General features: G+C 70.5%; 15 protein-coding genes and 2 pseudogenes. 8 read left to right on the top strand and 9 right to left on the bottom strand.

The features are described from left to right. Nucleotides 1-113: 113 nt before the first annotated feature. On the bottom strand, nt 114-425 hold the full coding sequence (locus tag JK364_RS28775; RefSeq protein WP_201854250.1) for a 4a-hydroxytetrahydrobiopterin dehydratase: 312 nt from the start codon (nt 423-425) through the stop codon (nt 114-116). A gap of 80 nt (nt 426-505) precedes the next feature. Here JK364_RS28775 and JK364_RS28770 point away from each other — a divergent pair, with 80 nt between their 5' ends. Continuing rightward, a complete protein-coding gene (locus JK364_RS28770) occupies nt 506-1,309 on the top strand; it encodes a helix-turn-helix domain-containing protein (protein WP_201854249.1) in 804 nt (267 codons plus the stop codon). A gap of 12 nt (nt 1,310-1,321) precedes the next feature. Here the strand turns inward: JK364_RS28770 and JK364_RS28765 are convergent, their stop codons facing one another. Both JK364_RS28765 and proP read right to left on the bottom strand, forming a co-directional pair. Beyond that, a complete protein-coding gene (locus JK364_RS28765) occupies nt 1,322-1,693 on the bottom strand; it encodes a nuclear transport factor 2 family protein (protein ID WP_201854248.1) in 372 nt (123 codons plus the stop codon). A 188-nt stretch (nt 1,694-1,881) separates the two neighbouring features. Beyond that, nucleotides 1,882-3,345, bottom strand: coding sequence for a glycine betaine/L-proline transporter ProP (gene proP, locus JK364_RS28760; protein WP_201854247.1), 1,464 nt, complete (start codon nt 3,343-3,345; stop codon nt 1,882-1,884). A gap of 253 nt (nt 3,346-3,598) precedes the next feature. Between proP and JK364_RS28755 the strand changes: the two genes are divergently transcribed. Genes JK364_RS28755 through JK364_RS28745 form a run of 3 tightly spaced genes read left to right on the top strand, consistent with a single transcriptional unit; the run spans nt 3,599 to nt 5,953 of the window. Next, complete coding sequence (locus JK364_RS28755; protein WP_201854246.1) at nt 3,599-4,465, top strand: isocitrate lyase/PEP mutase family protein; 867 nt, start codon at nt 3,599-3,601, stop codon at nt 4,463-4,465. A gap of 14 nt (nt 4,466-4,479) precedes the next feature. Further along, the gene (locus JK364_RS28750; protein ID WP_201854245.1) at nt 4,480-4,914 is read left to right on the top strand and encodes a hypothetical protein; all 435 of its coding nucleotides are present in this window, start codon (nt 4,480-4,482) and stop codon (nt 4,912-4,914) included. A gap of 1 nt (nt 4,915) precedes the next feature. Further along, on the top strand, nt 4,916-5,953 hold the full coding sequence (locus JK364_RS28745; protein ID WP_201854244.1) for a bile acid:sodium symporter family protein: 1,038 nt from the start codon (nt 4,916-4,918) through the stop codon (nt 5,951-5,953). Between the two features lie 61 nt (nt 5,954-6,014). Here the strand turns inward: JK364_RS28745 and JK364_RS28740 are convergent, their stop codons facing one another. From JK364_RS28740 to JK364_RS28725, 4 genes are all read right to left on the bottom strand, one after another. Further along, nucleotides 6,015-7,121, bottom strand: coding sequence for a PP2C family protein-serine/threonine phosphatase (locus JK364_RS28740; RefSeq protein ID WP_201854243.1), 1,107 nt, complete (start codon nt 7,119-7,121; stop codon nt 6,015-6,017). A 35-nt stretch (nt 7,122-7,156) separates the two neighbouring features. Further along, on the bottom strand, nt 7,157-9,478 hold the full coding sequence (locus JK364_RS28735; RefSeq protein WP_307841407.1) for a phage holin family protein: 2,322 nt from the start codon (nt 9,476-9,478) through the stop codon (nt 7,157-7,159). 300 nt (nt 9,479-9,778) lie between these two features. Then, complete coding sequence (locus JK364_RS28730; protein WP_201854242.1) at nt 9,779-10,957, bottom strand: methyltransferase domain-containing protein; 1,179 nt, start codon at nt 10,955-10,957, stop codon at nt 9,779-9,781. Between the two features lie 101 nt (nt 10,958-11,058). After that, nucleotides 11,059-14,673 carry an nSTAND1 domain-containing NTPase gene (locus JK364_RS28725; RefSeq protein ID WP_201854241.1) on the bottom strand — a complete coding sequence of 1,205 codons (3,615 nt, stop codon included), beginning with the start codon at nt 14,671-14,673 and terminating at the stop codon, nt 11,059-11,061. A gap of 284 nt (nt 14,674-14,957) precedes the next feature. Here JK364_RS28725 and JK364_RS28720 point away from each other — a divergent pair, with 284 nt between their 5' ends. The 4 genes and pseudogenes from JK364_RS28720 (at nt 14,958) to JK364_RS28705 (ending at nt 17,586) form a co-directional block, all read left to right on the top strand. Next, on the top strand, nt 14,958-15,407 hold the full coding sequence (locus JK364_RS28720; RefSeq protein ID WP_201854240.1) for a hypothetical protein: 450 nt from the start codon (nt 14,958-14,960) through the stop codon (nt 15,405-15,407). Between the two features lie 83 nt (nt 15,408-15,490). Beyond that, nucleotides 15,491-16,036 (top strand): SigE family RNA polymerase sigma factor, encoded by a 546-nt coding sequence (locus JK364_RS28715; protein WP_201854239.1) that lies wholly within the window; start codon nt 15,491-15,493, stop codon nt 16,034-16,036. Continuing rightward, nucleotides 16,005-16,548 (top strand): annotated as a pseudogene (locus JK364_RS28710) (AAA family ATPase). The gene JK364_RS28715 and the pseudogene JK364_RS28710 overlap by 32 nt, the downstream one beginning before the upstream one ends. A gap of 195 nt (nt 16,549-16,743) precedes the next feature. Next, entirely contained in the window at nt 16,744-17,586 is an 843-nt protein-coding gene (locus tag JK364_RS28705) for an IS5 family transposase (RefSeq protein ID WP_201854238.1), read from the top strand. 48 nt (nt 17,587-17,634) lie between these two features. On the opposite strand, the pseudogene JK364_RS58500 reads toward JK364_RS28705, so the two are convergent. Continuing rightward, a pseudogene (locus JK364_RS58500) lies at nt 17,635-17,910 on the bottom strand (IS701 family transposase); the annotation flags it as partial. 61 nt (nt 17,911-17,971) lie between these two features. Then, nucleotides 17,972-19,474, bottom strand: a complete 1,503-nt coding sequence (locus JK364_RS28695) for a carboxylesterase/lipase family protein (RefSeq protein ID WP_201854237.1) — start codon at nt 19,472-19,474, stop codon at nt 17,972-17,974. Between the last annotated feature and the right edge of the window lie 113 nt (nt 19,475-19,587).

Here is a 19,587-nt window from a genome sequence, read left to right as displayed (position 1 = left end):
CGCCTGTCAAGCCCCTCCGGCGATTGAGGAGCGGGGTCTGGGGCGGAGCCCCAGTTGAGGGAAGGGGCGGGGAGGGGAACAGCCCGCCGCAGGCGCCAAGATCCGCCAGCCCCCTAGTCGGCACGGGCGCCGTGCTGCGGGGCGATCTCCTCGATCCGGCCGGCGAGCTCGAAGTCGAGCGCGGTCACCTTGCCGCCGACGCTGTGGGTGTTCACCGTGACGCCCACCTTGTTGTAGCCGAGGGTGAGGTCGGAGTGGTGGTCGAGCTCCTCCTGGATGGTGGCGATCTCCGCCACCAGCCCGGCCGCCTGTGGATGGCCCTTGAACACATACGTCCGGAAAAGCTGGTCGTCCGCGAACGACCAGCCGGGCAGCTGCTCCAGACGTCGCCGGATCTCCTGGTCGGTGAGCGGCTCGACCGCCATGACACATCCCTTCGTCGCGGGTGACCGGTGGCCCTTCCACCCTGCCATGGGCCCCGCCCGGCGTCGGTTACCTTCAGGTCATGACGACTGCCGCGCCGCCCCGGGTGGGCACACTGCTGCGCGAGTGGCGGGACCGCCGCCGGATCAGCCAGCTGGAGCTCGCGCTGCGCGCCGACTCCTCGGCCCGCCACATCAGCTTCATCGAGACCGGCCGGTCGCGGCCCAGCCAGGAGATGGTGCTCCGGCTCGCCGACCACCTCGACGTCCCCGTCCGCGAGCGCAACGCCCTGCTGATCGCCGCCGGTTACGCCCCGCACTATCCGGAGCGGTCGGTGGACGACCCGTCGATGAGCGCCCTGCGCGACTCGCTGGAGCGGCTGCTGACCGGCTATGAGCCGTATCCGGCGCTGGTGGTGGACGGCACCTATGAGGTGCTGGCGGCCAACCGTGGCATCGCGGCGCTCCTGGAGGGGGTGGCGGAGCATCTGCTGCGGCCCCCGCTGAACGCGATGCGCCTCACCCTCCACCCCGAGGGGCTCGCCCCGCGCATCCGCAACCTCCGCGAATGGCGCGGCCATCTGCTGGACCAGATGGACCGGCAGCTGGCGCTGATGCGCTCCACGCCGCTGCGCGCGCTGTACGACGAGGTGGCGGCCTATCCGCTGCCCGGGACCGGCGGCCGGGAGACGGCGACCGCCGGGGACACCCCGCCCTTCGCGCTGCCGATGATGATCGAGCACGGCGGGGAGGTGCTGTCGTTCATCTCGACGATCGCGACCTTCAACACCCCCATGGACGTCACGGTCTCCGAGCTGGCCATCGAGACCTTCCTCCCGGCCGACCCGGAGACCGCCGCCGCCCTGGGCCGGTTCAGCCGGCCGTAGAGACGCGGTTTTTCAGCCGCTCGTGGGGACCCGGTCCAGGAAGCCGAGGACGGAGCGGATCCGGCCGTCCTCGGCCAGGGTGATCACATCGGTCGCGGCGACCGGGGCGGAGCCATCGGCCGTGGAGACCAGCTCCCAGGTGAAGCGGGCCATGTCGTGGTGGCCGTCCACGGCGCCGGTGAGCCGGAACTCATGGCCGGGGAACTGCTCCCGGGCCCCGGCGATGACGGTGGCCAGCTGCTCATGGCCACGCGCCTGCGCCAGCGGGTCGGTGTAGCCGCCGTCCTCGGTCCAGGCGGCGGCCACGGCCTTGGCGAGGGCCTCGGGGCCGGTGGCGTTCCAAGCCTCGAAGTAGCGGGCGACGGCGGTGTCGTACTGCGTCATCTGGTCACTCCTCCATGAAATCCCCTGGTGGGAACGGATCCCGGACCGGAGGGCGCCGGCCCGGAACCCGATGCCTCAACCCTGCCGCCGCCGTGCGCGGGGGTCGATTACCGCCGAGGTAATGGAGCCGGAGGTAATGGAGGCCGGGGTAGGCCGGGGTATGCCGGGGTAATGGAAGCCGGGGTGACTCAGGACCGCTGGGACTCCACGAGCGCGATGGCCTCCTCCTTGGTGGCCACGGCGGGCGGCGAACCCTCCAGCGGCTTACGGGCGGTCTCCTTCATCACGGCGGCGGCGATGATGCCGACGACCGCCGCGAGCATCGTGTAGTAGGCGGGCATCAGATCGTCCCCGGTGCTGCTGATCAGGCCCTCGGTCACCAGCGGTGTGGTGCCGCCGAAGAGCGAGACGGAGATGTTGAAGGCGATGGAGAGCGAGCCGTAGCGCACATTCGTCGGGAAGAGCGCGGGCAGCGATGCGGACATCACGCTCACATACGGCAGCAGACACAGCCCCAGGAGCAGCAGCCCGGCGAAGACCGGGACGGTCCCGCCCTGCTTGATGAGCAGGAAGCAGGGCACGGCGAGCACCAGGAAGCCGACCGAGCCGGCCATCAGCACGGGCTTGCGGCCGATGCGGTCGGAGAACCGGCCGACGAAGGTGATGGCCGCCATCAGCACCAGCATCACGATGATGATCGAGACCAGGGCGCTGGTGCTGCTGTAGTGGAGGGTGTCCGACAGATACGTCGGCATGTAGGACAGCAGCATGTAGTCGGTGATGTTGTACGCGGCGACCAGCGCGATGCACAGCGCCATCGCACGCCACTGGGTGCGGAACACCCGCCAGAACGGCAGGCTTTCGCGCTCGGCCGCGTTGGTGGAGCCCTCGTCCTCCAGCTTCTGGAACGCGGGGGTGTCATCCAGCTTCAGCCGCAGATACAGACCGACAAGACCGATCGGCGCGGCGACCAGGAACGGAATGCGCCAGCCCCAGGAATCCATCGAGGAGTCGGTGAGCGTCACGGTGAGGATGGTCACCAGTCCGGCCGCCGAGGTGTAGCCGATCAGCGTGCCGAACTCCAGAAAGCTGCCGTAGTAGCCACGGCGCTTGTCGGGCGCGTATTCGGCGATGAAGGTCGAGGCGCCGCCGTATTCCCCGCCGGTGGAGAAACCCTGGAGCATACGGAACAGGATGAGCAGCGCGGGGGACCAGAAGCCGATGGCGGCGTAGCCGGGGATGAGTCCGATGGCGAGTGTGCTGGACGCCATCATGATCATGGTGAAGGACAGGACCTTCTTACGGCCGATCCGGTCGCCCAGCGGCCCGAAGAACAAACCTCCCACCGGACGCACCAGAAAGGCCACCGCGAAAGTCGCCAGGGAGGAGAGCACCTGGGCCGTGCCATTGCCGGACGGGAAGAACACTTTACCGATGGTGACCGCGAGATAGCTGTAGATCCCGAAGTCGAACCATTCCATGGCGTTTCCCAGCGCGGCGGCCTTCACCGCTTTCCGGACGGTCTTCTCCTCGGTGACCGTGATGTCGCTCCGACGCAGTGGAGGGTTCTTGCGCCGCCGGACGGCACGCCAGAGCAGGCGGTGCCGGGAGGGCGCGGACGCGTGGGCTTCGGCATCGGTTTGGACAGGCACAAGCAACTCTTTTCAGTGGACAGGCTTGTTGCGCATACCCGACGACCACCGCGGCATGCCCGGCGTGTCGCAGACCACCCATGGCGATGGCCGCGGCGCTCAAGGAACGTTCGACCCCGGCCCGAGCCGGGGCAGGCATCTTCAGGAACACCCGGCGGGTTGCTTTACCGAAACTTGGCCTTCGCCAGACCTATCCACACCATCACACAACCCGTCACGCAGCGCCGAAAGGCGCCGAACTCAAGGGGACATCATGCTCTACGGCAATGCCCTCCGAAAGTCCATCAGTTCTTCCCCCACGACTCCTCTCATCGGCATCTACGACATGTACTCGGCGTCCATCGCCGCACGGCACTACAACGGCTTCTTCGTATCCGGATTCGGGTTCGCCGCATCGCATTACGGGCTTCCCGACATCGGCTTCATCGCCTGGCCCGACATGCTCGCCTTCGTGGAGCGGCTGCGGCTGGCCTTCCCCGAACACCATCTGCTCGTGGACATCGACGACGGCTATGTGGACCCCGAGGTCGCCTGCCATGTGGTGCAGCGGCTGGAGCGCACCGGGGCCTCCGGGGTGATCCTGGAGGACCAGCGGCGCCCGCGCCGCTGCGGCCACGCCGACGGCAAGCTGATCCTGCCGCTCGAGGAGTACCTCGAGAAGCTCCAGCTGGTGCTGAACAGCAGGACGGACCTGGTGGTGGTGGCGCGTACGGACGCCACCGAGGAGTCCGAGATCCTGCGGCGCGCGGCCGCGCTGGCCGAGACCGACGCGGATGTCGTCCTCGTCGACGGGGTGCGCAGTGTGGAGTGGATCCGCAAGGTCCGTAAGGTCATCGGCGACAAGCCGCTGCTGTTCAATCAGATCGCGGGCGGGAAGTCGCCGCGGCTCTCGCTGTCCGAGCTGTCCGAACTCGGGGTGGATGTCGCCATCTACAGCACTCCGTGCCTGTTCGCCGCCCATGGCGCGATCGACGGGGCGCTGAGCGATCTCAAGACGGCGGACGGACGGCTGCCGGACACCCGGGAGACCGGGGCCATCGGGGTCAAGGGCGCCACGGAGCTGCTGGAGAAGAACATCAGCAGGCACCACGGGGACCGTCAGCCCGTCAGGGTCGGATGACGAGGGTCGCGCGCATGTCCTCGACCTTCCTCGGGCCCGGCCCCGGCCGGCGCCGTAAGCCCCGCAAGGACATCCTTACGATCCGTCCGTCCACGGCGGGGCTCCTCCTCGCGGCCGCCGCGAGCGTGCTGTGCGCGGGCCCCGCGGCCCCCGCCAAGGCGGCGCCGCCGCCCACGGGCACCCCGCACGACGAGGACTGCGAACCGGAGCAGGCCGCACCGGCCTCCGACCAGCACAACGGCCTCTTGGTCATCGACAACTCCGGCGCCGACTCCTGGCTGGAGGTCGACCGCACCCTCAACACCCTGCTGCTGAGCCGTGGCACGGCGGGCAGCGACCACGACGGGGGCGGAGGCGCCATCGACGTCCTGGCCGGTGACATCACCGGCGCGGATCCGGTGCTGCCGCAGATCGGCCACCCGCCGTGGCAGGCCGGGGGCGGTGATTGATATGAGACGGAGGTCCTGGCCGCTGTCATGGCCGGGCCGGCTCGGGAGGGCGGTGGACCCCTATGTCGCCGCCCTCCTCGGGACGGTCGCGCTGGCGGCGCTGCTGCCCGCGAGCGGGGCGGCGGCCACGGCCGTCGGCGATGCCGCGGACATCGCGATCGGGCTGCTCTTCTTCCTCTACGGTTCGCGGCTGTCCAGCCGCGAGGCGCTGAACGGGCTGCGGCAGTGGCGGCTGCACCTGGTGGTGGGCGGGAGCACCTTCGTGCTCTTCCCCCTGCTGGGGCTGGCCGCGGGCGGCCTCGCCCCGTTCCTCCTCACCGACCAGCTCTACACCGGTCTGCTCTTCCTGTGTGTGGTGCCCTCGACCGTCCAGTCGTCGGTCGCCCTCACCTCCACCGCCCGGGGCAATGTCCCGGCCGCGATCTGCGCGGGGACGTACTCCAGCCTGCTCGGCATGATCGTCACCCCGCTGCTCGCGGCGTGGCTGATCGGCTCGGATGTCCGCTTCTCGGCCGAGGGGCTGCTGGCCATCGCCACCCAGCTGCTGCTCCCCTTCCTCGCCGGGCAGGCGCTGCGCCGCTGGACCGCGCCGTTCATCGGCCGTCACAAGAAGGTGCTCGCCCTGCTGGACCGGGGTTCGATCCTGCTCGTGGTCTACACGGCGTTCAGCCGGGGCATGACGGAGGGCATCTGGAACCAGATCACCCCGGCCCGGCTGCTCGCGCTGCTGGGGCTGGCCGCGGCCGTGCTGGGGCTGGCCCTCACCACCACGTCGTTCACCGCGCGGCGGCTGGGCTTCCGCCGGGCGGACCGCGTCACCATCGTCTTCTGCGGCTCCAACAAGTCGCTGGCCACGGGGCTGCCCATGGCCGCGGTGCTGTTCGGGGACGCGGCCGGGCCGGTGATCCTGCCGCTGATGCTCTTCCACCAGCTGCAGCTGATGGTGTGCGCGATCATCGCGGGCCGGTGGTCCCGGCGGACGCCGGAGGCTTCCTCGGCTCAGGGGGAGCGCGTCCGGATCACGGAGGCGAGGGGGTAGACCGGGAGGGGGCGGCGGCTCAGGCGTGGCGGCTCAGCCGGGACGGCTCAGGCGCAGCGGCTCAGGCGCAGCGGGCGATCACCACGATGGCGGCGTCATCGTTGACGACCCCGCCGGTGTGCCGGAGCAGATCGGCGTGGAGATAGTCCACCAGCGACTGCGGGCTGCCGCCCTTCCAGCCCGCGAGCCGTTCGGGGAGCGGATAGAAGGCGCCGCTCTCGTCCCGGGCCTCGATGACCCCGTCGGTGTGCAGCACCAGAAGATCGCCGTACTCGAAGCGGAACATCTCGACCTGGTAGTCCCGCTCCTTCGGCTCCTCGAGGCCCAGCGGCACCGCGGGCTCGTCCACGTCCAGCGTGGCGATCTCGCCCTTGTGGAGCCGGAGTGGTGGGGGGTGGCCGCAGTTCACCATCCCGGTCACCGGGCCGTCGTCATAGACGTCCAGCACCACGGCGGTCACGAAGGACTCCAGGAAATACCGCTCCTCACCTCCGACGTGGCGCCAGTTCCAGCACATGGCGCTGTTCAGGTGGGTGGCGATGTCCGGCAGTGAGAGATTGCGGTACGCGGACCCCTGGAAGGCCCCGATCAGCACGGCGGCGTCACCGATCGCGGCCAGCCCTTTTCCCCGTACGTCCCCGATGACCAGCCGGGTCGCGCCCTCGGTGCGGACGGCCGCGTACAGATCGCCGCCGATCTGCGCCTCCTCGTCGGCCGCGAGATACAGCGAGGCGATCCTCAGCTCCCCGATCCGTTCGGGCAGCGGCCGCAGCAGGACCTCCTGCGCCGCCACGGCCACTGAGCGCACCTGGCTCAGCCGGCGCCGGTGCCGGTCGGTGGCGTAGCGGAAGCTGGTCACCAGCCCCGAGATCACGATCAGGACGACGATCTGCGCCTCGTGGTTGGCGGTCGACAGACCACCTTGCAATACACCGATGATGATCTGAGCCCCCACGGCGAGGGCTCCGATCACGGCGGTCCCGCCCGCGCCCGCGAAGGACGCGGTGATCGCGGGTGCCGCGATCAGAAAGGGGCCGAGGTGGACGGTCGGCGGCGAGTTGAGGTCGATCACCATGACCGCCAGGATGATCACGAGCGGGACGGCGAAGAGCGCCCTGCTCGACCGCGTTTCCCCACCGATGCGGGTGAGGTCGGGCGAAACGCGCATACCTCTTGCTTACACCCGATGCGGGCGCGGTGCGTTCAGACGGTGCTGTCGGCCGTGACGGCGGGGCCCGCCGACGTGACCGTAGGGGCCCTCTCCAGATCCGCCGCCGTGACGTCGGACGCCTTGGTCGGCCGTGGCTCGGCGGGCCCCTCGGCCTCCGCAGGGGTCTGCGCCGCCGACGCCTCCGACGCCTCCGGGGCGGCCGGGGCCTCTGCCGCCGCGACCTCCACAGGGGCGGTCGCCGCCTCCTCCTCCGGCACCTGGGGCCCGTCCGCCTCCTCCAGCCAGCGCCGCAGCACCTGGTGCACCCGCTCGGCCCCGACCAGTTCCTCCCCGGCCGCCACCGGCGGGGTCAGCCCGGCCGGCCACAGCAGAAAGGGGTGCCCCTGCTCCCCGCCGAGGCCGCCGTGCGAGCCGATCTGCTCCTCGAAGGCGTGCACCGTGCCGGGCGCCGGGTCGTAGGCGGAGTTGACCATGATGTCGGGGGTGTTCCGGAAGTGCGCGGTGCGCCGTACGGCGCTCTCGGCGCCCGGCCCGAAGACCGTGAGCGGGCTGGTCCCGAAGACCTCACCGGTGTCCAGCCGGTGCTCGGCCCCGTCCGCGCCCAGCACCACCGCGCCGTGCGCCTCGGACCGTACGAGCACGAAGCCCACGCCGGGGTGGTCGGCGAGCGTGCGCAGCAGCGCGGGGTGGCGGGCGTCGATCTGCTCGCGGCTCATCCGCCCCGGTACGTCGGGGAAGGAGATCAGGCCGAGGTTCCCGGAGGCGAGCACGATGGGATCGGATACGGCGGTGTCACCGGTGCTGCCGTCGTCAGCGACATCGGCGGGGGCCTCCCGCCCCCCGCACCACCCGTCCCCGTCCACCCCGGGCTTCTCCGGACGGTGCAGCGCCGCCCGCCCCGCCTCGCGGGCCTCCGCCCCGCTCGGGGTCCGCCCGGCCCGCCGCGAAACGGGCAGCCCGCAGCCGGCCCGCACCAGGTCCTCCAGCCTCAGCCCGTACGCCCCCGCGAAGGTCTCGCCGGGGCTCTGCCCATGGTCGGACAGCAGCACGATGCGGTAGTCGCGCGGGGCGTGTTCGGCGACCTTGGCGATCAGCGCGATGGAGCGGTCGAGCCGGGCGAGCACCTGCCGGGCGTCCCGGCTGCGCGGCCCCGAGTGGTGGGCCACCTCGTCGTAGGCCACGAGGTCGGCGTAGATCGCGGTACGGCCGGAGAGGATGTCCCCCATCACCGCCGTCACCACGACGTCCCGCTCCACGACGGTGGCGAACGCCCGGATGAACGGATACAGCCCGCCCCGCTTCACCCGGGGCGTCTCGCGGCGCAGCTTGGCGCGGGTGGACTGGCAGATCTCCCGGACCACCTCGGCGAGGAACGACACGGCGGTGCGGGTGGCGTTGGCGGGGTCGGCGAAGTACGCGAAGTAGCCGGAGCGGGAGCGGTTGTGCTTACCGCGCCGCGCCGCGACCGAGAGGACCAGGGCCAGCTGATCGGCGCCGCCGGTGAACAGGTTGCCCCGGCTGGCCCCGTCCACCGTGAGGAGTCCGTCGTGTCTCGCCCGGGCGGCGGCGCGGCGTTGGAGCACCGCCGCGCTGGTCGGCCGGTTGCTCACCATCACCTCCCCGGTCTTCTTCTCGTACCAGCGGAAGGCGGGCACGTCCTCGTTGGAGCCGTGCAGGATGCCGAGTTGGCTGGCGCCGGTCTGGCTGGACCAGTCGGTGCGCCAGGGCGTGACCTTGTGGGTGCTCTGGAGCCAGCCCGCGACGGTGGGCATCACCGGGGGCCGGTTCTCGCGCTCCCGCAACGCCTCCCGGAGCACCGCGTGCCCCACCCCGTCGAGCTGCAGGAACACCGTCCCCGGGGGCTCGTCGCTCCCCCCGTCCTCACCGAGCCGCCGCCTGCGCCGCACGGCCAGCCGCGCCAGCCGCCGCCGGTAGGCGCCGTCGTCCCGCACGGTCAGGAAGGTGCTCGTGGCCGACGACGCGGCGGACATCACGGCCGCCACCACGACGGCGGTCTCCGGCTCGGCGGCGCCGCGCCCGTCCGGGTTCACGCTGAGGGCGATCAGCAGCATCGAGCCGTTGAGCACGAACACCAGGAGCCCCAGCACCAACGCGGGCATCAGCAGCAACGCCCGTACGAGCAGCGGCCACACCAGCGCGCTGAGCACCCCGAAGGCCCCCGCGCCGCTGGCCGCCGTGATGGCGATCTGCGTGGCGCTGTCACCGTCACCTGACTTCAAGCGAAAGTCGGGGAGGATCCCGGCGAGCGCCAGCATCGTGAGCGTGGACACCGCCCACACCGCCGCCACCCGCAGCAGGGTTCCCCCCACGGTCTTCCATCGGGGCTTCTGCACGCCGCGCCCTCACTTCGCATCACCGGCCCGCACCATGCGCGCGAACCGGCCTCAAGCGTGGCACAGCGCCCCCGCGACCCGGCGGACAGCGGGTTACCAGGACGGATCGATTCCGCTTACGGTGCCCCATCAGTTCGCCAGGAGCGCGACGCGATGCGATGCGATGCGCTCGGCGCTACGGGACCCGGGAACCGGCGGCGCTACGGGACCCGGGAACCGGCGGCGCTACGGGACCCGGGAACCGGCGGCGCTACGGGGCCCGGGAACCGACCGGGCTAAGCGGGCCAGGAACCGACCGGGCTACGGGGCCCAGGAGTCGGCCGGATCGTCCAGCCACACCCGCTGACCGGCGGGGCCCGGCCCGACCGTAAGGCCGAAGCGGGCGTGGTCCGGCCTGCCATGGCCGACCCACCACCCGTACGCGGCCTCGACCTCGTCCCACAGCCGACGCTCCCCCGCCTGCCAGACCCGCGCCTCCGCCTCCCCCGCACGGAACACGACGCACGCCCAGGAACGGTCGGTCAGCCCGTAGAACCACACGGCTCGCACGCCCTCCTGCGGGGCGGCCACGACCTGCACGCAATGCCGTACCCGGAGCCCCAGCGCGAAGGGGAGGGCGGAATACGGCGGCGCGATGAACTCGCCCTCGGGGATGCCCGTGGTGGACGCATCAGCGCCACCGCCCTCGTCCATGACGTAACGGTCGTGCGTCGGCGGCGACAGCCGCTGCCCGCGCAACTTCATGAACTCGACGGGGCCGGTGAAACGCCCCGACGCCGTCCCGTCCCGGCGGACCACCAGCCGGGCCACGGCGTCCGCATGGGTGTAATGCGTGCCCCAGGGGGCGACGATCAGGCCCCCGGGCCGCGTCTGCTCGATCCACGCTCCGGGGATCTCCCGGAGGCCGACGGTGGCCAGGACCCGGTCATACGGTGCGTTGCCCGCACAGCCCTTCGCGCCGTCGCCGAGCACGACATCCGGCCGCAGCCCGGCCGCGCCCAGCCGCTGGCGCGCATGACGCGACACGGCGGGATCCACCTCAACCGTGGTGACCTTACGGCCACCACAGCGATGCGCCAGCGCCCCGGCCGTCTCCCCCGTGCCGGTGCCCACGTCGAGCACGGCCATGCCCTCGTCCACGGCCAGGTCCCGCAGCAAGGCGTAGACGACGGAGGGCATGGACGACGAACTGGTCGACACCCGCCCCGGCTCGGGACCGGTGTGCTCGCCGTCGTCCCACTGCGTCACGATGGGCGCGTCGCTGTCGGCGGCGGCGAACCAGGCGTCCGGCTCCCCGGCCTTGTCGACGGCGACGGCCCCCTGTGTCCGCGTGTCGAACGGCCACATCAACTCCGGCAGAAACGCGGCCCGGTCAACGGCGGCGAAGGTCGAGGCCCAGTCCTCCCCCATCACCCCCGCACCGAGAAGCACCCGCCCCAACGCGGCCCGCCCGGCCCGAGCGATGCCCTCGAACGTCATGCGTCCCCTCTATGCGACCGAGCGGAGCACCCCGCTCGGGCTCCACCCCTCATCACCATAGGGCTCACCACTAGAGGCCCGCCCGAGTAGAGCCTCGCGCCTCATGATCGGCACACTGGGTCAGTGGGTTGTTCTGGCAGGTAGAGCGACCTTTCACTTGCGGTGAAGGACCTGTGGACCGCTTGGCAGAGCTTCCTGATGGAGGAGGCTGCACGAGGGAGGGTCACGTCCCACAGGCGCACGGTCTTGTCGTCACTGGCACTGGCCAAGGTGCCGCCGTCCGGACTGAACGCCACCGCCTCCACGGTGTCGGTGTGGGTGAGGGCGGTGCGCTGTTTGCCGGTCGCCACGTCCCACAGGCGCACGGTCTTGTCGTAGCCGGCGCTGGCCACGGTGCGGCCGTCCGGACTGAACGCAACCGACTCCACGGTGTCGGTGTGCCCGGTGAAGGCGGCACGTGGCCTTCCGGTCGCCACGTCCCACAGGCGCACGGTCGTGTCGTCACTGCCGCTGGCCAAAGTACGGCCGTCCCGACTGAACGCCACCGAGTTCACAGTGTCGGTGTGCCCGGTGAAGGTTCTGCGCACCTTGCCGGTCGCCACGTCCCACAACCGGACCTTCCCCCCGAACATACCGGCAGCCAGGGTGTGGCCGTCCGGGTTGAAGGCCACTGAGTTCACGACGTCGGTGCGCCCGGTGAAGGTGGTGCGCAGCTTGCCGGACGCCACGTCCCACAGGCGCACGGCCTCGTCGTCACTGGCGCCGGCCACGGTGCGGCCGTCCGGACTGAACGCCACCGACACCACGGCATCGGTGTGCCCGGCGAAGGTTCTGCGCAGCTTGCCGGACGCCACGTCCCACAACCGGACCTTCCCGTCCTCCCCTCCGCCGGCCACCGTGCGACCATCCGGGCTGACCGCAGCCGAATCCACGGTGCCGGTGCTTCCGGTGAGGGTGGTGCGCAGCTTGCCGGACGCCACGTTCCACAGGCGCACGGTCTGGTAGCCGCCAGCCCCGACCAAAGTGCGACCGTCCGGACTGAACGCAACCGACACCACGAAATCTGTGTGTCCGGTCAGGGTGGTGCGCACCTTGCCGGTCGCCACGTCCCACAACCGGACCTTCCCGTCCTCCCAGCCTCCGCCGGCCACGGTGCGGCCATCCGGACTGAACGCCACCGACTCCACCGACATGCCGGGGTCCCCGGAAAGGGTGGTGCGCAGCTTGCCGGTCGCCGCGTCCCGCAACCGGACCTTTCCGTCCACTCCTCCGCTGGCGACCATGCGACCATCCGGGCTGAACGCAACCGACTTCACCGTCAGGGGGTCTCCGGTGAGGGTGGTGCGCAGCTTGCCGGTCGCCACGTTCCACAGGCGCACGGTCTTGTCCTCCCCTAGGCGCGCGCCCTTGTCGTCGCTGCCGCTGGCCAAGGTGTGCCCGTCCGGGCTGAACGCCACCGACCACACGGCGTCGGTGCCTCCGGGGAAGGTGGTGCGCAGCTTGCCGGACGCCGCGTCCCACAACCGGATCTTCCCGTCTCCCCCTCCGCTGGCCACGGTATGACCGTCTGGGCTGAACGCAACCGACTCCACACCATGGGTGTGGGCTGTCAGCGTGATGCGCGACCTGCCGGACGCCGCGTCCCACAACCGGACCTTTCCGTCCACTCCTCCGCTGGCGACCGTGCGACCGTCCGGGCTGAACGCCACCGACCCCACACCCTCGGCGTGGGCTGTCAGCGTGATACGCGACCTGCCGGACGCCGCGTCCCACAACCGGACCTTTCCATCTCCCCCTCCGCTGGCGACCGTGCGACCGTCGGGGCTGAATACCACCGACTCCACCATGTCGGTGTGTCCGGTCAGACGGCGTTGGAGCGGTAGAGCCGCGGCACTGAAGAGGCTGGCGGTGGCCTCCTTCGTAGGACTGCTTCGGTATGCCTGCACAGCCAAAAGAGAGGCCACGTCAGGGTTTGAGCCCAGGAGGCCGGCCGACTGTGCGGCCAGTTGGCGGGAGAGCGCGTTGTGCTGGGCGGTGAGCGCCTGGTGCCGTTGCTGCTCGCTGGTCCGGTACTGCTGCCAAGCGATCAGTCCGGCGGTCAGGGCGAGGGCGAGCAGGATCGACAAGGTGGTGGTGAACTGGCGCAGGCGTCGGGTGGTGCGGGCGGCTGCCTGCTCTTCGTGGTGGCGGGCGGTGGAGCTGCTGGTGAGGAAGTCATCTTCCAGCGGGGTGAGTTCGTTGCTCGCGTCGGTGACCGGGAAGGCCTCCTCGGCGGCGGCGAGTCGGGTGCCCCGGTAGAGCGCGCCGGGATCGCGGCCGAGGGTCTGCCAGCTGTAGGCGGCTTCGGTGAGCTGGCGGTGCAGGCGCAGGCGTTCGCGGGCGTCGTCGATCCATTTCCGTAGCCGGGGCCAGGCGGCGATGAGGGCTTCGTGGGCGAGGTGCACCGTGCTGCCGTCGGGAATGACCAGTCGCGCCTTCACCAGCCGCTCCAGTACGGCGGCGGTAGCGGTAGCGGTAGCCGTAGCGGCGGTGGCGGTGGCGGTGGCTGTCTCCAGTTCTTCCCGGGGTGCGGGCCGCCTGGTGTCCTGCGCGCCCTCTCCCGGGGTGACCAGGCGCAGCAGGATCCGGCGGGCGCAGGCGGCCTGGTCGGGAGTCAGGTCGGTATAGAGGTCTTCGGCGGTCTGGGCGACGGCGCCGTGGATGCCCCCGACCGCTTCGTAGGCGGTCAGGCTGAGGGCGCGGCCCTTGCGGCGGTGCCAGGTTTCCAGCAGGGCGTGGGACATCAGGGGCAGGGCGCCGGGTTCGCCGTCGACCTCGTCGATGATGCGGGCGGTCAGGGTGCGTTCGACGATGAGCCCTGCCGCCTGGGCGGGCTTGACGACGGCCTCGCGGAGTTCGTCGCGGTTCATGGGCGGGACCAGGAGGGTGGCGTCGCGCAGGGTGTCGGCGAGGGGGCGGTGGCCGGCCAGGTGTCCGAAGAAGTCGGCTCGTACGGCGATCAGTACCCGTAGCCGGCTGTCGGAGGCCTGGGCGGTCAGGAGGCGGTCGATGAACCGGGTGCGTTCCGCCGGGTCGGCGCAGAGCGTGTAGAGCTCTTCCATCTGGTCCACGACCAGCCAGGTGTCGGCCTCTTCGCCCTCTTTGGGGACGAGCCGCGGCCCGTGGTCGGGCAGGGGGTGGGCGCCGGGGGTGATGATCCGCAGGGCGGCCGGGCGTAAGTCGGGGTTGTCGGTGGTGCGCAGTCGGGGGATGAGGCCGGCGCGCAGCAGGGAGGATTTGCCGCTGCCGGAGGCGCCGACCACTGCGGTGATCCGGTGGTGGGCGGTCAGGTGCAGCAGGTCGTCGATGAGTTGGTCGCGGCCGAAGAACAGGGCCGCGTCGTCCGGTTCGAAGCGGGCCAGGCCCCGGTACGGAGGCTCGGCGGCGTCGTCGGAGCGTGGCTCGGCGGCTTCTTCGGCGGTGGCCTGCCGCCAGCGCTCTTCCCAGTCCTCGGGGTCGCCACCGCAAGCCTCCACGTAGGCCAGCATCACCGGGAGGGTGGGCAGCCGCTCCCCTGCCGCCGCTTCGGACAGCGTGCTCGCCCCGTGGCCGGTGCGCGCGGCCATGGCCCGATAGGTGGGGCTTCCGGCCTCCGTCCGCAGCTTCCGTAACTCCGACGCCAACCGCTGCACCGGACCCGCGCTCGGGTCCAGCGGGCTCTCAGGACGCCCCGCCATCGGTCACTCCCCCCTCCCGCCTCCCCCCGGAGACGGATTGACCGGCGCCAAGCTACGCACCGTCCGAACCTGCGGCAAGCACCTCACCTGCCACGGCCCTGACCTCAATTGATCGGTGTGGCGGAACAGGGGTGCCGAACAATTCCGGCCCCGGTGAACTCGAAAGCGCAACGCCCCACGGCGGCGCCGTGCGAAGCGCGGACGTAGCTCCACGGGGGTGGGCAACGCCCGCATCCGTACGGCAGCAGCCATCGGGGCCCGGCCCATGAAGAGAGGACAAGATCGTGAACGCACACAAGAGCATTGCCCTGGCGGCGGTGACTACGGCCCTGGCCGGCGGACTCGCACTGGCGGCTCCGGCCCATGCCGTGAGCACGGACCGGCCGGCGGCCGTCGCGTCGGCGCGGCACGGCGTCCACATCGACGGATACGAGCCCGACTCGGTGGTCACCCGGGGCGCCTGCAAGGGCTGGATGAACACCAAGAAGATCAACGGTCACTGGTTCGCCCAGGGGGTCGTCCAGTCCTGGAACGGCACCAGCTGCACCATGATGCTGGAGCGCAAGCACGGCGGGGCCTACAAAATGATCACCGATCAGCACCCCGTCCCGAAGGACGGTAAGACCAAGGACTCCACCGGCTACTACTGGGACCACACGGGCTACAAGTCCCGCGTGTGCATCGCCAACCTCAGCTGGGGCGACGCCTCCTGGCACTGCGGCAAGGGCATCTGAACCCAGCCGACGTGCACCAATCCCGGAGCAGCGCGGGCGCCCGGCACAGCCGGGCGCCCGCCCGCGGCGGAAAGGAGCCCCACGTGAACGTGCGCGAGCACCTTGGTGAGGCGCTGGAATTCGAGGAATACGTACGAAGTCGGCACGACGCTCTGCTGCGCACTGCCCGGCGCCTGATCGCCGACCCGTTCGACGCGCAGGACCTTCTGCAGACAGCGCTCGCACGAACGTACGACCGCTGGGATGGCATAGCGGACAAGCAGCTCGCCGACGCCTATCTGCGCCGGACCATGATCAACACTCGAACCGAATGGTGGCGGGCCAGAAAGCTGCGGGAGGTCCCCACTGAGCAGTTGCCGGACACGAGCATCGAGGACGACACCGAGCGGCACGCCGACCGGGCTCTGCTGATGGACGTCATGAGGACGCTCTCCCCGAAGCAGCGCAGTGTCGTCCTGCTGCGGTACTGGGAGCAGATGTCCACGGAGGAGACGGCCGCCGCCCTCGGCGTGTCGGCCGGAACGGTCAAGAGCACGCTGCATCGCACCCTCGCCCGGCTTCGCGAGGAGCTGGAGCGTCACGTGAGAGACTCGGGCGATGATTATCGAACGTGCGTACGCACACATTGACCCGGGCGCGCACGAGGAGGAGGAGTGGCCCTGGTCCGTGCCGTGTGTACGGGGGTTGCTGGCGGACGGGCTGCGGTTCACCGCGCCCGTGACGTTTCTCGTCGGGGAGACGCGGCGCCGCGCGGGCGGCGGATGCTGGGCAGTTGGTCGGCGCGCAAGGGGTTCTTCCTGCGCGCCGAGACCGCGTTGGACGCGCTGCACCGGGAGGGTTTCCGCCCGCATTCGGTCAGCCACGGCGAGGGGTTTCTCGCGGCGTTCCGGGGCAAGTTCCTCCAGCCCGGACTGTACGTCATGGACGAGCCGGAGGCGGCGCTCTCCTTCGCCTCCTGCCTGGAACTCATCGGCCACCTCAATGAGTTGGTGAAGAACGGCGGGCAGGTCATCTGCGCGACGCGGTCGAGGTCGGCGAGCACGGGATGCGGCGGGTGGATTGGAGCGAGCTGGCGCTGGTCGACCACTGGCGCCGTTATCTCGCGGATCCGCGAAGCTATTTGCGGCATGTCCTGGAGTGAGCGTCGAGGTCGCGTGTTGTCTGCGGCGCCGTTTCGCGCCTTCGGCGCATTTGAGCATGGGGGCGGCAGGTGGGGGGCGCGGGCCACGTCGCCGGCCGCCGGGCCGGTGGGGGTCGGGCCCGGTGGCGGCTTCTGCCAGAGGGGGCTTGGGCCGACGCCGGACAACTCTGCACTCTGTGATCACTGGGGAGAACTGTGCCCGCGCTTCCATCATGGCTGACAGAACCGCTCTGGGACCAATTCATGGCCCTGCTGCCCGAGCGGCCGGAGTACCACCCAGACCATCCACTCGGCTGCCACCGCCGGCGCATCAGTGACCGGATCATCTTCGACAAGATGCTGCAACTGCTGCGCTTCGGCTGTTCTTACGAAGCGATCGCCGACACGACCTGCTCGGCCACCACGATCCGCAACCGCCGCGACGAGTGGATACAACTCGGCGTGTTCGCCCAGCTCAAGCAGATCGCGCTGGACTCCTACGACCGGATCGTCGGCCTCGTCCTCGACCAGATCGCCGTGGACGGCTCCATCACCAAGGCACCCGGAGGCGGCGAGGTCGCCGGTCGCTCACCGGTCGACCGCGCCAAACAGGGTCTGAAACGCTCGGGCATGACGGACGGGTACGGCATTCCACTGGGTCGTGTCCTGGCTGGCGCCAACCGCCACGACTCCCCATTGCTCGCCCCGACCCTGGACCGTCTGGACGACCTGGGGCCGTTGCCCGACGACGTCACCGTGCACCTGGACGCCGGCTACGACTCGGACAAGACCCGCGCGCTGCTCAACGAACGTGGCCTGCACGGACGCATCGCGCACAAAGGAGAGAAGGCGCCCATCCAGGCCATTCAGCGTTGGCATGTCGAACGCACCCATGCCTGGCAGAACGCCTTCTACCGGCTCGCCCGCTGCTACGAGCGGCGCGCCACCGTCATCGACGCCTTCTTCGACCTCGCCGACACGAGCATTACCGTACGTAGCCTGATCCGGCAGGCATGGACCACTCACCGCTGGGACGAACGCCCGAACCGCCGACCATGACCGCACGTTTATCCGCACGACCCCTTATCTGAGCGCTGCTCGGTTGCCGACGTCAAGACGACGGGTGTTGATCCGCTCGTGCTCCCAGGGGGATTCGGAGAGGAAGAACTGCAGCCGCTGTACTGCGGGGTGCTGGGCTCCCGCTACCGGCTCGGCCTCGGCCAGGCATGTCAGCGTTTTGTTCCGTTCCCGCGGCGCCGGCAACCCCGTGAGGTACTGACGAAAACCCCGACGCTGGGCCAGAGAGTCGAACAAATCATCAAAGCCGGCGGCGTACTGCTCCAGCGGTCCCGGAGCCGGCGGACACGGACGACGAGCGGTCATCACACACCCCCGCTCGTCCTTCTACTGCGGCCCCGACCCGATGTCAACAAACCACCGCTAGCTAGCGGATGCCGTCCCAGGCGTGACGCTCGTCGGGGGCGGGATCGTCGACCACGCGAACCTTCTCCGAGATCAGTGCCGTGGGACGGCGGGTCGTGTCATAAGGCTCCCAGCCGGGCGTGCCCTCGCGGGCGAAGGACACCCACACCTCATGCGCTGTGGCGGCTGCCGTCGGCGAGGGATGGTCCCCGATGAGCGCCCGTACGCTGTCGTGGCCCTCGGTCCGGAAGACGAACGGCACCTCCGACGCGTGGCAAGCGCCGAAGCCGTGGTTGTCGGTCGGCTCCAGATGGTCGAAGCGGTACACCCAGGTGGGCCCGGTGCCCCCGGCGATGCGGGCCTCGGCATACCGGAGGGCCGGAAGGGCGTAGGACGAGTCGGTGCTGAGCGCCGCGAACAGATCGGCGGGGGTCGCGCCGGGGCGCGCGGCGCGGTAGATCTCCACCGCTTCCGGCCCGAGCCCGTAGGCCCCCGCCGCGGCGAGCAGGGTGGATTCGTCTATCGCGTCGAGCATGTTCATGCCCACGAGTACCAAGCGATTTTCGTCGCGGTTCCAGCCCGTCAGCAGCGGAACCGGGGCGCTCGTCCCGGCGCGGGCGGCGTCCAGCGGATGGGCCGGCAGGACGGTGCCGTCGATCACCGGCGCGAACGGCAGACCGCTCCCTGCGAGGCTTTCCCACTTGGCGGGGTCGGCATTGGTCTGGACCTCGGTAACCGCCTCGGCGGCGGCACGCACGAGCCGGTCGAGCGGAACGGCGGCGATGGCGTCCCTGGTGGCCGGCACGTCGAGGGCTTCGGCCAGCAGGTTGCTGACCGCCAGCCCCTGCTCGGCAGTGATCGTGTTGGCGGCGGCGCCGGACTGCGTGATGGCGCGGGCGAACAGCCCGGCTGCGGACGGCATAGCCAGCAGGGTGGCGATGCTCATCGCACCGGCCGACTCCCCCGCGACCGTCACGTTCCCGGGGTCGCCGCCGAAGGCGGCGATGTTGTCCCGCACCCATTCCAGTGCGGCCACCTGGTCCTGCAGGCCGAGGTTGGCCGCGCCGTCGCCGAGGAAGAGAAAACCCTCCGCGGCGAGCCGGTAGTTGATCGCCACGCAGACCACGCCGCTGCGCGCGAAGGCCGACCCGTCGTACGCCGCCACGGAATTGGAGCCGTTGGCGAACGAGCCGCCGTGGATCCACACCAGCACCGGAAGGCCGCTCACCTTGGGGTCGGGCGTCCATACGTTGAGGTTGAGGCACTCCTCCCCCTCGATCTCCACCTCGAGGAAGAGCCGCCGGAAAGCAGGCGGGTAGTCCCCCTTCGGCGCTGTCGGCCCCATGCGGCCCGCGTCGCGGACGCCCTGCCACGGAACCACCGGCTGCGGGGGCCGCATCCTGTTCGACCCGAAAGGTGGCGCGGCGTACGGAACTCCCAGGAAGGAGGCGACACCCTCGAGTAAACGGCCCTCCACGGTGCCGCCCTCGACGGTCACCCTGGGGCCGTGCACGTCTTTCGACATCAGAAACTCCTATGCAACGTTTACATCAAACGTTGCAACTGTTCCATCGCCCTCGCGGACGCGTCAAAGATCTTCCGGCCGTTACGCTCCGAGCAGCAGCGCGGGGGCCTTGA

It is taken from the genome of Streptomyces endocoffeicus, from assembly GCF_016741935.1.
GTDB classification, from domain to species: Bacteria; Actinomycetota; Actinomycetes; order Streptomycetales; family Streptomycetaceae; genus Streptomyces; species Streptomyces endocoffeicus.
Note: the sequence above shows the minus strand (reverse complement) of the source record. Positions and strands in the feature narration are given on the sequence as shown.

Bases quoted from the DNA above. Each gene is read 5' to 3' on its own strand.
- JK364_RS28750 (WP_201854245.1), top strand. From the start codon at position 4,480: ATGTCCTCGACCTTCCTCGGGCCCGGCCCCGGCCGGCGCCGTAAGCCC.
- JK364_RS28745 (WP_201854244.1), top strand. From the start codon at position 4,916: ATGAGACGGAGGTCCTGGCCGCTGTCATGGCCGGGCCGGCTCGGGAGG.
- JK364_RS28775 (WP_201854250.1), bottom strand. From the start codon at position 425: ATGGCGGTCGAGCCGCTCACCGACCAGGAGATCCGGCGACGTCTGGAG.
- JK364_RS28695 (WP_201854237.1), bottom strand. From the start codon at position 19,474: ATGTCGAAAGACGTGCACGGCCCCAGGGTGACCGTCGAGGGCGGCACC.
- JK364_RS28740 (WP_201854243.1), bottom strand. From the start codon at position 7,121: ATGCGCGTTTCGCCCGACCTCACCCGCATCGGTGGGGAAACGCGGTCG.
- JK364_RS28765 (WP_201854248.1), bottom strand. From the start codon at position 1,693: ATGACGCAGTACGACACCGCCGTCGCCCGCTACTTCGAGGCTTGGAAC.
- JK364_RS28730 (WP_201854242.1), bottom strand. From the start codon at position 10,957: ATGACGTTCGAGGGCATCGCTCGGGCCGGGCGGGCCGCGTTGGGGCGG.
- JK364_RS28755 (WP_201854246.1), top strand. From the start codon at position 3,599: ATGCTCTACGGCAATGCCCTCCGAAAGTCCATCAGTTCTTCCCCCACG.
- JK364_RS28725 (WP_201854241.1), bottom strand. From the start codon at position 14,673: ATGGCGGGGCGTCCTGAGAGCCCGCTGGACCCGAGCGCGGGTCCGGTG.
- JK364_RS28770 (WP_201854249.1), top strand. From the start codon at position 506: ATGACGACTGCCGCGCCGCCCCGGGTGGGCACACTGCTGCGCGAGTGG.